Genomic DNA, 14,246 nt, shown 5'->3' with positions numbered 1-14,246 from the left:
AAACCAGGACTTCAGTCGTGGGTAAGGAGACGAAAAATTACTCTTCACTTTTCATCAATGCGTTTCCTTTATTCTTACTAAAGATCTGATATCTTTTGTATCCATACATAAATTCTTCCATGCCTACTTTCAATATTGTAAGTGTTGGAATAGCGAATACCATTCCGACAACACCACCTAAAGCTGAACCGATAAAAACTGCAAGGAAGATTGCAAGAGGGTGGACTTTGACACTTCGAGAGAAAATGATAGGCTGAACAGCAATATTGTCAACTACTTGTACAATCCCGAAGACGGTAAGAATTTTGGCACCCAAGAAAATATAATCAGATACCTCTACTAACGAGGAATCTGTTAACACACCTACCATCATGCCAAATGTAAATCCTAAGAATGGGCCCAAGTAGGGTATTAAGTTAGCAACAGCAGCAAATACTGCAATTGTGATAGCGTATTCTACATCTGCTATTTTTAAACCAATAGTGGCAATAGAAAAGATACTTAACATTTGTAAGAATAAACCCAATAAGTAACTAGATAAAAGTTTCTCAGTTTTAATTAATGCAGAAATAGAAACTTCAAAATATTTATTCGGAATTAAAGTAATAATTTGACGTCTGAATAGAGTAGGGTCGTTTAAGAAAAAGAAGGTAATAAAAAGTACCGCCATTATACCTACAAAGAAGTTACCTGTTAATGAGATAAGTCCATTGATAACATTTTTAATACTATCACTTTTTACTAAACTATTTGCATTGTCTAACACTTGAGTAAGCAGAAACCCTTCCTCTGCCTCTGGAGTAACATACTCTCTTATCAGGTTTTCAAAACCAATAATAGGTCCTTCTATAACTGATACAAGTTCTGTTGGATTTTTTTCTGATAAAACGCTTATCTGACTTTTAATCAAAGGATAGAATAAAAAGACAAACAAACTGATAATGGAGAATAATAGAATGAATGAACAAATTACTGCAACAGGTCTGGGAAATCGGTATCCTACAAAATGAATATTAGAGAGATAATTTGTAGGCGTTTGTAATATAGATGATATAATCAGTGATATCACTAAATAGGCTAATACATCTTGAAGCTGTACCGAAAGCCAAGATAAAATGAAGATACCAAGACCGATTAATATTAAATTAGTAAACGATCTAAAATATTTCGCAACAGCGGCAACTTCTTTTAAGGATGACTTATTGTTTTCTGACACTAATTAAAAAATTTAGATAGAATGGGATAAGTTTGAAGAATGAATTTACATCATTTATATAAATATAGAAAGGCTCCCGCTTAAATAAAAACAGGAGCCTTACTAATTAAAGATTTTTGACTAGTACGATAAATCGTTGTCTAAAGGTTCGCTTTTGTATTTTTTATCGTAGTTATTTTCCTCGAAGTCATAATCAGACAAAAGATCATTTTTGACCTTATCTACACATTCTCCAAGGGCATCAACGAATTTGTCAAAGTCTTCCTTGTATAAGAAAATCTTATGTTTTTCAAATACAGGTTGATCATCTTTAAAACGTTTTTTACTTTCTGTAATAGTTAAGTAATAATCGTTTGAACGCGTTGCCTTAACATCGAAAAAGTAAGTGCGTTTGCCAGCACGAACTTTTCTTGAAAAGATTTCTTCTCTTCTCTCTTCCACAATCCTAATCTTTTAGTTACAATTACTTTGTAATTTTTATATATCATTTAAAATATCCAAGGCTTTTTAGAAAAAAATGCATTTTTTTTACACTTTATTTTCAAATTTCAAGATTACATGAATTTTGTCGTATATTGTATTTCTGTTTAAAATTCATATACCCAGTATGACAAACAAATTTTTATTTTTTTTACTAACTGTCCTTCATTTTGGTGTGCTCTCTAATGCACAGAATATTACAAAAATTGGTTATTCACAAATAGGAAAAGCCTCTTATTATCCAGATGATAGAGATGGTAAAATTACAGCAGGAGGTTATAAATATGATAAAAATGCCTTAGCAGGAGCCCACAAATATTTTCCTTTTGGAAGTATAGTAAAGGTGAGGAATATTGATAATGGCAAAACTGTTCTACTAAAAATTATTGATCGCCCTTATACAAATCAAAGAATTCTTGATGTTACATTAAAAGCGGCTCAAAAATTGGATATCATTGGTTTGACAGATGCTCATGTGGAAGTTACTTTGATGGATACACCTGAGACTTTACGCAAAAAGAAAGAAGCATCACAGAAACAGTTAAATCAAAAAGACACGACTGTAGATATTAATGTTAACCTTTTCACGAAAACAGGAACGTATTATTTAAATGGTAATCAATATACACAGCAAGGCTTTGGTGTAATGTTTAAATCATTCTCCACAATAAATGAAGCTATTCAGCAATCAGAATTATTAAAATCAGCCTACAATTTTGAAGATATTCTTATTCAAACAGGTTGGAAGAATGGAGAAAAAGAATTTAGAGTCTTAGTAGGTGAATTTTCATCTAAAGAAGAGGCTCAATTATTATATCAAATGATCCATCATATTTCAATTACCGCTGATATTAAAAAACTTTTCAATTAGACAAATGAACAAAAAAAAAATATTACTGCTTATACTCGTTTTTGTATCGTCAATAATTTACGCACAGAAGAAAGTAGGTGATACGAAACAAGGTCAGGCTTCCTATTACGCTAATAAATTTCATGGTAAAAAAACAGCCAATGGAGAGCGTTTTAATATGTATGGATATACATGTGCACATAGAGAATTGCCTTTTGATACATATTTAAAGGTGACCAACCTAAAAAATAATAAGTGGGTGGTTGTACGTGTTAACGATAGAGGTCCTTTTAAAGCACACCGAATTATCGATTTGTCTAAAGCTTCTGCTGCAAAAATTGATATGGTAAAAGATGGTATTGGTAATGTCAAAATTGAAGTACTTTATATAAATGGCCAAGGCACTAAGGTGAAAATTGGTACAAGTGGTGGGGGTGATGATACAATTACTCATCATGATCATATAAAAGAGAAAACTCCAAAAGAAAAACCAAATAGACAAACATCTACAGCAAATAAAGGTGATTTTGCTCCTCCAGGTACTTATAGTATATGGGGTACACCCAAAGTACTTAAAAATGGTTATGGAGTTCAAATGGCTTCTTATTCTGATGTAAAAAAAGCTATTAGTGCAGGAAAAAAGGCAAATAAAAAAGGTTTATCTACCATCTTTATTCAGTCTGGGTGGAGTAATAGTAAACATGTCTACCGCCTTATATATGGTGATCTTTCAGAAAATGATGCAAGAAAGGTTACTTCTAAAGTAAGATCTAAAGGATATAAGGGAGCTTTCGTTAAGAAACATATTTAACTTAATAAGAAGTTAGAAGAAAGTTGATACTTGAAACTTAATTTCATTATATTAGTTAGATCCACTTCATATAAATGAAAGTTTAATTAAAAATCACTTAGGAACTATGCAGGAGATTTCATTTGATACTATAAGACAATACGGTAATATAGAACTATTGGCCAAGCAGATGGTTGAAGGTTTTATCACTGGTCTCCATAAATCTCCTTATCATGGTTTTTCTGTAGAGTTTGCGGAACATAATTTATATAATCCTGGTGAAAGTACACGACATATTGATTGGAAGGTCTATGCACGTACGGATAAATTATTTACAAAAAGGTACGAAGAAGAAACAAATTTAAGAGCAATGATCATTTTAGATCGCTCTCCTTCGATGTACTATCCTGATAAAACCTATGATAAGATGGCTTTTAGTACAATGGCCGCTGCATCACTAGGTTATATGTTACAAAGACAAAGAGATGCTGTTGGATTGTGTACTTTCTCTGATGATATTGAAGAGATAACTCAGGTAAAGTCTACTAAAACGCACTTACATCAAATCTTTTTGAAATTGCAACAGATGTTGGAAAAACCTCCTCCTCAAAAAGAGACTCATATTGCTAAAGTTTTACATCAAGTAGCAGAGACCATACATAAACGTTCTCTCGTAATTATATTTAGTGATATGATGGGGCAGATGGGGAATCAAGAAGAGATTTTTGCTGCCTTACAACATCTAAAACACAATAATCATGAGGTAGTCTTATTTCATGTAGCAGACCATGAAACAGAACTTCAATTGGATTTCCCTGAAAAACCTATGGTCTTTGTTGATGTGGAAACAGGTCAAAAAGAAAAACTTCGTCCTTCTCAAATTAGAGAAAACTATAACAAGAAGATTTCTGAAATTTATCATGACCTCAATGTGAAATGTGGGCAATACAAAATTGATTATATCGAGGTTGATTCAAAAAAAGAATTAGATCAAGTGATATTACCATTTTTGATTAAGAGAAGTAGAATGAAATAGTTGATCATTTTTTATAAAATAACAAAGGAGGTTGCTTCATTTTTAAATGATTCAACCTCCTTTATTTTATGATAAGGATTAAATTTAATTAATCTCCTTTTTTATCATTTTAAATGGAATAATTACCATTTAGTATTTCTCATGTCGCCAGAAGTTAAAAATTCTGAGTGCATATTAAATACTTTATCCAAAGCTTGAGGTGTTTGTGGATGTCCAGAAGTGACCATTAAGTAATCTCTTAATGTTTCTTTGTAATCAGGGTGAACACAATTCTCAATAATTGCTTCAGCACGTTGACGTGGTGATTTACCTCTTAAATCTGCAACACCTTGTTCTGTAATAATTACTTTTACAGAGTGTTCAGAGTGATCCTCATGAGAAACCATTGGTACAATTGCACTAATACTACCACCTTTTGCTACTGAAGGACAAGTAAATATTGATAAGAAAGAGTTACGAGTAAAGTCACCCGATCCACCAATACCGTTCATCATTTTAGTACCTAAAACGTGTGTACTGTTGATATTACCAAAGATATCAGCCTCAATAGCAGTATTAATTGTAATTAAACCTAGTTGTCTAACAATTTCAGGGTTATTTGAAATCTCTTGAGGACGTAAAACTAATTTATCTTTAAAGAAATCAAAGTTTCCGTAAATATCGTTTTTAAGAACTTCAGGAGATACTGTTAACGAACATCCAGAAGCAAAAGTGATATCACCATTTTTCATTAGTTCAACAACCGCATCTTGAATTACCTCGGTATACATTTTAAAAGGAGGGATACCTGGGTTTTTACCCAATGAACCTAACACTGCGTTTGCAATATTACCAACTCCAGATTGTATAGGTAAAAATTCAGAAGGAATTGTTCCTTTTTTCAATTCACCAGCAAGGAAATCTGCTACATTATCACCAATTTTTTGAGTTACCTCATCAACAGGAGCAAAACCACCAACTTCATCAGGAGCATTAGTTTCTACAATACCCATAATTTTTGAAGGATCAATTCTAAGTACCGGATCACCAATTCTAGCATCAGGAGAGTAAACAGGAATAGATTTTCTGTAAGGAGGGTCTAATGGTTGGTAGATATCGTGAAGCCCTTTGATAAATTTAGGGTGATTACTATTTAATTCAATAATCACTTTTTTAGCCAATTTAGCAGCTGTCGGTGAAATACCAACTCCTGAAGTAAGAACAACTTCACCATTCGGAGTAATATCTGCAGCTTCAATAATGGCTACATCAATAGCACCAAAGAAACCATATCTCATTTCTTGTGCTAATCCAGATAAGTGCATATCGAAATATTCCACATGACCATTATTGATAGCACCTCTCATATCTTTATTTGATTGATATGGAGTACGGAATTTAACTGCGTTAGCTCTTGCTAGTTCACCATCTAATGAATCACCAGTAGAGGCACCCGTAATCATACCAATTTTAAATTCTCTACCTGCTTCTTGTTCTTTTTTTGCTTTATCAGCAATTGCTTTTGATACAACTTTTGGAGAACCTGCAGGAGTAAATCCACTGAATGCTACTGTTGCACCATGGAAAATATGTGACGCCGCTTCTTCTGGAGTTAAAACTTTAAATGGCATATCTTATGATTTTTTAGTAATAATTTTTTATTCAATTTCTGAACTAAATCAGTTCAGATTCTATTTTTATTATTCATAACAAAAGAAAAGGAATACTAAAAATTGTATTGTCTTACCTTTGTTGATGTAAAGATATTGGAATGAAAAACTAAAAATGGTGACATTGAAATAATCCTAAATGGTGATTATTGTAAGCTATTATTAAACATTTAATGATTTTTATTAAGGTCTGTCATAAACATTGATCGAAATAACGATTATCATCGTATTTCTATTTTCTTTTTCCTTTAAAAATGATGTAAATTGCGCACTTTATAAAGAATAAGAAATTCATATTTATATAGATGGCAAAGCAGAAACCGACCGTACCAAAGGGTACTAGAGATTTTGGTCCAGAACAAATGGCCAAAAGAACATATATTTTAGATACTATTAAAGAAGTATATAAAAAATACGGTTTTCAAAATTTAGAAACTCCTACCATGGAAAATCTATCAGTTTTAACTGGTAAATATGGTGATGAGGGTGATCAACTATTGTTTAAGGTGGTCAATTCAGGAGATTTTTTAAAAAAGGTAAAAGGAGAGGATCTTGAAAAAGGTGCTAAGCACGTATTACCTAAAATCTCTGAAAAAGGCTTGAGATATGATTTAACGGTTCCTTTTGCAAGATATGTTGTAATGAACCATGGTAATCTTTCTTTCCCTTTTAAACGTTATCAAGTTCAGCCAGTATGGAGAGCAGATCGACCTCAAAGAGGAAGATATAGAGAGTTTTATCAATGTGATGCCGATGTAATAGGAACAGAATCTTTATTATGTGAAGCTGAAATATTAGCCATGATGGGAGAGGCTTTAACTAATTTGAAAGTTACTGATCATACCATCAAATTAAACAATAGAAAAGTTTTAACTGGTATTGCAGAGGCTATTGGAGAGAATGGTAAAGAATCTGAATTGTGTGTTGCCATTGATAAATTAGATAAAATTGGTGTTGAAAAAGTAAACCTTGAGCTAACAGAGCAAAGAGGGTTTACCCAAGAAGCTGTTGATCAATTGGCTCCAATTTATGATATGAGTGGTTCTACACAAGAAAGAATTGCCAAAATGAAGGAGTTTTTAGCCTCTTCAGAAATTGGTCTTAAAGGTCTTGAAGAATTAGAAGAAGTTTTCAATTACACTTCAAAGTTAGGTGTAAATACAGATAAAGTAGAATTTGATGTTACTCTTGCTAGAGGTCTTTCTTATTATACTGGAGCTATCTTCGAAGTAAAGGTAAATAATGTAAATATGGGGTCAATCTCAGGAGGAGGTCGTTATGATAACCTTACAGGAGTATTTGGTCTACAAGGAATGTCAGGAGTAGGTTTCTCATTTGGTGTAGATAGAATTTATGATGTATTAGAAGAATTAAATCTATATCCAGATTCAGCTGTTGAAACTACAAAAGTAATGTTAACCAACTTTGACAATGCTGGTAGAGATTACTCATTACCACTTCTTCAGCAACTTAGAAATGCAGGAATTAGTGCCGAACTATATCCTGATAACGCGAAAATGAAAAAGCAAATGAACTTTGCTAACCGCAAAAATATCCAATATGTTGTTCTTGCTTGGGAAGATGAAATGTCTCAAGGGAAATATTCTTTGAAGAATATGGAAACTGGAGAACAGGAGATGTTGAGTGGGGAAGAGATTGTAGAGAAGCTGTCCTAATTTGAGTTAGGAATTAGGAGTTAGGAGTTGATTTTAATGTCTTGGTACTTTTTATTAATATCTTCTTAATCTCATTTCCATCATTATAAAGGCTTATATATTGTTTTTCATCAATATATAAGCCTTTTTTTAATAAAATTAGCCAATAAATAGTTTCATTAGCTTCTTTTAAAGATATCATCAATTTATGTTTAAAATCACTACGACTTTCAGCATATTTTGATTCTGCAATATTTGCACCTATAGATGTTCCTGACCGTAATATTTGTTTTGATAAAACGAATTCTTTTTTTTCGTTTTGTAAAAACTGACAAAGTTTGATTATTCTTGAAGCGAAGTCAATAGATTTGTTTTGTAGCATATATATTAATGAATCGTTAAAATTTCAATATCTACAAAATCATATTAAACTCCTAATTTCTAACTACTAACTGCTAACTGCTAACTTTTAATAATACGGTTTTACCTATTAGTTATTAGTTTTTTTGCTTCCTGCACAACCTTCCCGCAAAGTTCTACCATTGCCCAAACATCTCCAGGTTCAGCCATCTCAACAGTTTGATGTAAATATCTCATCGGAATAGAAAGGGCACCTGCGATTGCACCGTTTTCAGGCATCCTTTGTATGTTGGCTGTATCAGTGCCTCCAAAAGGAAGGACTTCGGCTTGATTTGAGATATTATTCTCATTAGCTACATTTTCTAGGAGTTCAACCATTCTACGGTCACAAATTGTACCACCGTCGAAGTGTTTGATACCTACACCTTTTCCCATTTGGGTAACATAATTTTCAGGTGATAAACCAGGAATATCGTTAGCAACAGTAACATCAAGAGCAATTCCAAAATCAGGTGATACGCCATGTCCTGCTACTTGAGCACCTCTTAAACCAACCTCTTCTTGTACAGTAAAAACACCATAAACATCACAGTCTATTGTTTCTGCATTAAGTGATTTCATTACTTCTACAAGAGCATATACACAAACTCTATCGTCTAAAGATTTACCATTGATAAGGTTACCGACCATTTCTAAGTTTTGATGTCTTGTAATTGAATCACCAACTTTTACATACTTAGAAACCTCTTCTTTTGAAAGACCACAATCTATAAAGTACTCTTCATTTGTAATGACTTTCTGACGTTCAGCAGGTGTCATAGAATGAATAGGTTTACAACCCATTACACCTAATAAATCTTTTTTACCATGAACTAGAACACGCATAGAAGTTAGAGTTTTAGGGTCAAATCCTCCAAGAGTTTGGAATCTGATGTATCCATTATCATCAATATGTTTTACCATAAATCCGATTTCATCCATATGAGCTGCGAACATGAATTTTTTGGCATTTTCGCTTTTTGATCTTTTGATTGTGATCAAATTTCCCATATTATCAGTGTAATATTCATCTACATAGGATTTTAACTCATTAATGATTAATTCTCTAACTTGCTTTTCGAAACCTGGAGCACCTGGAGTCTCGCTAATTGATTTTAATAGGTTCCAATCGATTTTTTCGATACTCATGATAATGTTTCTTTAATCTTCCTTTACTAATATATTTTCTGATACCATTGAAGAGATGATTTTTTTATCTCTACCATCAATCTTTATTTCTAATGACTGATCGAATTCAATTTTTTCGGTGATCGTTAATTTAGAACCAATCCCGATACCCATTTTGTCAAGGTATTGCAATAAAGAACTATTAGAGTCTTTTACAGCTACTACAATGGTATTTTTATTTTCATTGATATTGGCTAATTTCTTGGCCTCTAAAACATCAAACTCACCATTTTTATTTGGTATTGGGTCGCCATGTGGGTCATGTTGTGGGAAACCTAGAAACTCATCCAATCTTTCAATCATTAATTTAGATTTGATGTGCTCCAATTGTTCAGCCACTTCATGTACTTCATCCCAGTTAAAATTTAATTTCTCCAACAAAAAGACTTCCCATAATCTATGTTTTCTAATAATCAATAAAGCCTCTTTGTTACCTTCAGCAGTAAGTGTTGTTCCTTTATATTTCTGATAATTGATAAAGCCTTTTGTATTTAACTTTTTAATCATATCAGTAACTGATGCTGGTTTTGTGTTTAAAGCATCTGCAATTGCATTTGTACTAACAGGGGATTCTTTGGTGGAAAGATGGTAAATCGTTTTTAAATAATTTTCTTCTGAATGACTTAACATGATCTTTAACTGAGGTTATTTGTGAGGTGCAATTTATAAGGTTTGTATCACTTTTAACAATTTTTCCTCTTCAGATTGCCATAATGGGTCAATTTGTTTCGAACTATTTCTATAACCCGTATAGGAGTTGACTTGGTTTATCAGGTTTACAACATCAACTTTATTAAAATCACAATAAATCCCAGCGTTTACAGGTGATGTAATTTTTGTCCAAAGTTTATTTTGATGAATGATCATAGGGATTTTTAAGGCCAAACATTCATACATTTTAGTTGGAATACAATTTTCAGTGCTTGGGTTTTGTGGGTATGGAAGGCAAACAAAATCAGCTTCAAGCATTTTATTGATAACTACATCATGGGGAACAAAGTTCTCATTTCCGATAACCGTGACATTCTCTAACTCTTGATTTAATTGAGCAAGATTATTTATGATCTCGTCTTCATATGCTTTTCCAATAATAGTAAAATGAAAACGATCAATATGCAAATGATTTATTTGGTGAACAAAAGTAATAAATTGCTTGATGCCAAATATTTTAGTTAAACTTCCGCACATCACAAAATGGGTGATATCAGGATTGTTTTTTCTAAAGGATATTTCACCTGCATATTTATTTTCTAATATTGTAGTTTTTGAGGATGGGAGTGATTTTTCTTTAATGTATGTTTGTTCAGCACTAAATATGTGATCCAAATATCTGTAAGAGATCTTTTCAAGCAGATAAGCTGAAATTGATAAAAATATTGAATTTATTTTTTTATGATAACCTTGTTTCCTGAAATTTAGTGGATAGTTTTCAAGAATATCATAAATGATTTTACAATTGATATTTTTGAATTTATACAGCAAGATACTTGGAAGTAATTCAATACTATGAACTATTATCATATCAGCTTTTATATCCTTCAAAAAAGAAAAAAAGTGATAGTTCGCTTTGTAACGATCTATCACTTTTTGATTTTCAGTAAATATAGGGCAGAAGGTAATATTTCCTTCTTCAGCTACATTATGATCAGTAGCAGTACCTATAATATATATTTTAGATGAAGGTAATTTCGCCAAGGATTTGCCAATTTTTTTGTAAACTCTAGAATCGTTTACAGGTTTTAATACAGATCCTAAAACTATCTTCATTTTAACTCATTATTGGTGATAAAAACTTCATAGTATCAACATTATCGGCATACGTATCTACAGATGGGAATTGTGCTTGTCCAAAATCTTCTGTCCCCGCTAACCATTGTTGATCTGCAACAACTACTTGAATCTTATCTTGATGTGCTCCTAATTTATCTTTGAGGTCTGATCCATTCTCGTAGGTTTCATAATACAACACAGAAATAGGAGAGACCAATTCGTTACTTTCTGTAAGAATTAAACCTCCATTATCTAAGTGAGGTACTTTATTTACTAAATAAATAGATTTATTATAATCGTAATTATTAGCAAATTTATGATTGATTATTGTAGACTTTGCTCTCTCTTCTAATGCCGCCATTAGTAATGTGAAATCATAGTCTTTCGGTGCGTATATTTTTGAAATATTTCGACATCCTAAACCATAATACAAGAATACATCATCCGCTAATTTAGCTAATACTTCTTTTGTTTCATCTCCTCTAATGACTGCTACCGAAGAACGATTGTGTCTAATAATATGAGGGAATTTATTGAAATATTTCTCAAAATAACGAGTACTGTTATCTGATCCTGTTGCAATTACTTTATCTATACCTTGAGCAGGAGCTTCAAGTAACGATATCTTCTCTTTGAATCTAGGTTCAATCTCAATAAGCCAATCTAATAAGATTTTCATTAAGAATGTATCTTGAGAGCTTAACTTCCCTTGTAAATGATTACCAGAAATTAATACACAAAGAGCATCATGAAATCCAACAGCAGGAATATTTCCAGCCATTACGACTAAAATATTATTTGATGAAGAATCATTCGACTTATCATAGCTTTCGACCCATGATGTTAACACTTCACGGTCTAGCATTTTTTCTATTCCTTTAAGAGCATTATTTACAGTAGATTCATCAAACCAACCGTTATCATCATTTGCTCTTCTAGAAAGCATGTTAGAAGTTTCTTCGTCTAGTGTTTTTAATTTTTCACCAAGTGCCACGAAGGCATCAATTCTTTCTTGCAGCTTCATCTTTTCCTATTAATTCTAAAAACAGTGCAAAACAAAGTTAATTAGAAAAAGTAAACAAATATTCAGTCTTAAAAATCCATTAAAGCAAAGGAAATTATGTTTGCACCCATTTGAAGTGCCTGAAGTCTTAATTCTTCAGGGTCTTTATGGATACTTTGATCCTCCCAACCATTTCCAAGATCAGATTCGTAACTATAATAACAAACTAGTCTACCTTGATATAATATACCAAAACCTTGTGCAGGTTTACCATCATGTTCATGTATTTTAGGAAGTCCATTTTGGAATTCAAAAACTTGATGATAGATAGGATGTGAAAAGGGGAGTTCTACAAAATCTAATTCAGGAAAAACCTTTTTCATTTCTAGGCGAATGAATTTATCCAAACCAAAATTATCATCAATATGTAAAAAACCACCACTAATTAAATAGTTACGAAGGTTTTCAGCATCACTATCAGAAAATACAACATTCCCGTGTCCAGTAAGGTACACATAAGAATAATTAAATAATTCTGGACTACTGATTTCTACAATTTCATCATCTGGATCTATATTACTCCCAATATTATCATTACAAAAGTCAGCTAAATTTGGTAGAGCTGTTTTGTTTGCGTACCAATCACCACCACCGCTATATTTTACTTTCGCAATTTTTAGCGAGTAGGTATTTTTGGTTAATTGTGCCCAACTAGGCAATGTACAAATGAAGAATAAAAGAGTCAGTAATTTTCTCATTGATATTAATTTGATGATAACAATTGAAATTAAGGTAAATCATTAAGAAGACCAATTGATTTTAAATAAATGTTTTCATATTCATCAATTGAACTGCAACTATTCCAGCTGTTTCTGTTCTTAATCTTTCTTTCCCTAAACTTACCCAGTCGAAACCTGCCTCTTTAGCTCTATTTGCTTCTTTTTCAGAAAACCCTCCTTCAGGTCCCACTAATACCATAATATCACCTTCCTTTTTAATTTTAGAGAACAAGTATTCTGTAGTTTGTGTGGGAACGTAAGCAATAAACTTTTGGTCCATAGTTGTACTAAGAACATCATTGAAATTCTTTAAAAGATGAAGTGACGGTAAGTGAAATTTTCTAGATTGTTTCATTGCAGAAATTGCAATACGTTCTATTCTTTCCAATTTGATATTTTTCCTTTCAGAATTTTCTGAAAAGAAAAAACTGATACTTTCTACACCAATTTCAATAGCTTTTTCTATAAAAAACTCTGTTCGGTCCATATTTTTAGTAGGGGCAATACCAATGTGTAATCCTTTCCCTGCTTTAGGCATTTCTTCCTGATTATCAATACGAACTTTGCATTTTTTTGGATTCGCATCAATAATAGAAGCCATGTATCTAAAACCTTTTCCATCCATTAAATACAGCTGATCGCTATTTTTCATTCTAAGCACACGGACAATATGTTTAGAATCTTCGCTGTTTAACACAACCTCTACATCACTTTCACGTATTTCACTATGGTAAAAGAGTCTCATTTTTATTTTATCTGATGGATTAAATCTACTATTAGAGCAAAAATAAGCCTAATAATGATTTATTTTCCATTAATTTCGGTAAAAGATGAATATTTCTTTTGTTTGTAATGTCGATTTTGTATTTTTGCAAGCCAAATCAGATTAAGGTGAAGAAGAAAAAACCATATAGTATAGGAATTGCTGGGCTGAAGAATGGTAAGCACCAGTTTGAATTGGAGTTATCTCGCGAGCTTTTAGATTTATTTGAATCTGAATTGATGGAAAATATATCAGGAAGCGCGATATTGCACCTTGCTAAAAGTGAAACAGCTATTGAAGTAGAAGTGGAGCTTGCAGCAAAAATAATGTTATTCAGTGATAGATCACTTAGAGAATATGAGGAAACAATGAGTTCTTCTCAAAGTATATTCTTTAAATATTCAGATCACTACGAAATGTTAGAAGATGATTTAATTAAAATACCATTTAATGAAGCATCTCTAGACTTTTCACAGATCATATATGATCAGATAGCATTATCTTTACCAACTAAGAGACTTCATCCAGATGAAGTTGAAGAAGAAGATCTGTTTTATACAACAGAAAGTGAAGGAGAAATGTTGGAAGAAGATGACAATGAGGTTACAGAAGAGAAATCGACTGACCCTCGTTGGGATATTTTGAAAAAACTCAAATGATATAATAAA

Annotated in this window: 15 protein-coding genes; 5 read left to right on the top strand and 10 right to left on the bottom strand. The window is 32.1% G+C overall.

The features are described 5' to 3' along the window. Nucleotides 1-37 precede the first annotated feature (37 nt). Together NH26_RS03820 and NH26_RS03815 are read right to left on the bottom strand one after the other, a co-directional pair. Nucleotides 38-1,216: an AI-2E family transporter gene (locus NH26_RS03820; protein ID WP_052432096.1), complete on the bottom strand. Its 1,179-nt coding sequence runs from the start codon at nt 1,214-1,216 to the stop codon at nt 38-40. 120 nt (nt 1,217-1,336) lie between these two features. Beyond that, nucleotides 1,337-1,657, bottom strand: a complete 321-nt coding sequence (locus tag NH26_RS03815) for a DUF3276 family protein (protein WP_044225225.1) — start codon at nt 1,655-1,657, stop codon at nt 1,337-1,339. A gap of 166 nt (nt 1,658-1,823) precedes the next feature. Between NH26_RS03815 and NH26_RS03810 the strand changes: the two genes are divergently transcribed. The 3 genes from NH26_RS03810 (at nt 1,824) to NH26_RS03800 (ending at nt 4,372) form a co-directional block, all read left to right on the top strand. Further along, the gene (locus NH26_RS03810) at nt 1,824-2,567 is read left to right on the top strand and encodes a septal ring lytic transglycosylase RlpA family protein (protein WP_052432097.1); all 744 of its coding nucleotides are present in this window, start codon (nt 1,824-1,826) and stop codon (nt 2,565-2,567) included. Between the two features lie 4 nt (nt 2,568-2,571). Beyond that, on the top strand, nt 2,572-3,357 hold the full coding sequence (locus tag NH26_RS03805; RefSeq protein WP_052432098.1) for a septal ring lytic transglycosylase RlpA family protein: 786 nt from the start codon (nt 2,572-2,574) through the stop codon (nt 3,355-3,357). 106 nt (nt 3,358-3,463) lie between these two features. Further along, nucleotides 3,464-4,372: a DUF58 domain-containing protein gene (locus NH26_RS03800; RefSeq protein ID WP_044225228.1), complete on the top strand. Its 909-nt coding sequence runs from the start codon at nt 3,464-3,466 to the stop codon at nt 4,370-4,372. Nucleotides 4,373-4,494: 122 nt separating this feature from the next. Here NH26_RS03800 and NH26_RS03795 read toward each other — a convergent pair whose 3' ends face one another. After that, complete coding sequence (locus NH26_RS03795) at nt 4,495-5,982, bottom strand: acetyl-CoA hydrolase/transferase family protein (protein WP_044225231.1); 1,488 nt, start codon at nt 5,980-5,982, stop codon at nt 4,495-4,497. A 344-nt stretch (nt 5,983-6,326) separates the two neighbouring features. On the opposite strand from NH26_RS03795, the gene hisS reads away from it, so the two are divergent. Continuing rightward, nucleotides 6,327-7,697, top strand: a complete 1,371-nt coding sequence (hisS, locus tag NH26_RS03790; protein ID WP_044225233.1) for a histidine--tRNA ligase — start codon at nt 6,327-6,329, stop codon at nt 7,695-7,697. Nucleotides 7,698-7,710: 13 nt separating this feature from the next. On the opposite strand, the gene NH26_RS03785 is transcribed toward hisS, so the two are convergent. The 7 genes from NH26_RS03785 to NH26_RS03755 all read right to left on the bottom strand — a co-directional run bounded on the left by NH26_RS03785 (nt 7,711) and on the right by NH26_RS03755 (nt 13,560). Further along, nucleotides 7,711-8,058: a four helix bundle protein gene (locus NH26_RS03785; protein WP_044225236.1), complete on the bottom strand. Its 348-nt coding sequence runs from the start codon at nt 8,056-8,058 to the stop codon at nt 7,711-7,713. Between the two features lie 101 nt (nt 8,059-8,159). Then, entirely contained in the window at nt 8,160-9,224 is a 1,065-nt protein-coding gene (locus NH26_RS03780) for a M42 family metallopeptidase (RefSeq protein ID WP_044225240.1), read from the bottom strand. A 12-nt stretch (nt 9,225-9,236) separates the two neighbouring features. Continuing rightward, nucleotides 9,237-9,893: a metal-dependent transcriptional regulator gene (locus NH26_RS03775; RefSeq protein WP_044225242.1), complete on the bottom strand. Its 657-nt coding sequence runs from the start codon at nt 9,891-9,893 to the stop codon at nt 9,237-9,239. A 33-nt stretch (nt 9,894-9,926) separates the two neighbouring features. Continuing rightward, the gene (locus NH26_RS03770; protein ID WP_044225244.1) at nt 9,927-11,030 is read right to left on the bottom strand and encodes a glycosyltransferase family protein; all 1,104 of its coding nucleotides are present in this window, start codon (nt 11,028-11,030) and stop codon (nt 9,927-9,929) included. 1 nt (nt 11,031) lies between these two features. Continuing rightward, complete coding sequence (locus tag NH26_RS03765) at nt 11,032-12,057, bottom strand: acyl-CoA reductase (RefSeq protein WP_044225246.1); 1,026 nt, start codon at nt 12,055-12,057, stop codon at nt 11,032-11,034. A 68-nt stretch (nt 12,058-12,125) separates the two neighbouring features. Continuing rightward, on the bottom strand, nt 12,126-12,794 hold the full coding sequence (locus NH26_RS03760; RefSeq protein ID WP_044225249.1) for a DUF4159 domain-containing protein: 669 nt from the start codon (nt 12,792-12,794) through the stop codon (nt 12,126-12,128). 61 nt (nt 12,795-12,855) lie between these two features. Beyond that, nucleotides 12,856-13,560 carry a 16S rRNA (uracil(1498)-N(3))-methyltransferase gene (locus tag NH26_RS03755; protein WP_044225250.1) on the bottom strand — a complete coding sequence of 235 codons (705 nt, stop codon included), beginning with the start codon at nt 13,558-13,560 and terminating at the stop codon, nt 12,856-12,858. Nucleotides 13,561-13,706: 146 nt separating this feature from the next. Between NH26_RS03755 and NH26_RS03750 the strand changes: the two genes are divergently transcribed. Beyond that, nucleotides 13,707-14,237: a YceD family protein gene (locus NH26_RS03750; RefSeq protein WP_044225252.1), complete on the top strand. Its 531-nt coding sequence runs from the start codon at nt 13,707-13,709 to the stop codon at nt 14,235-14,237. Nucleotides 14,238-14,246: the final 9 nt, after the last annotated feature.

The sequence above is a fragment of the Flammeovirga pacifica genome (assembly GCF_000807855.2).
Classification (GTDB): Bacteria; Bacteroidota; Bacteroidia; order Cytophagales; family Flammeovirgaceae; genus Flammeovirga; species Flammeovirga pacifica.
Note: the sequence above shows the minus strand (reverse complement) of the source record. Positions and strands in the feature narration are given on the sequence as shown.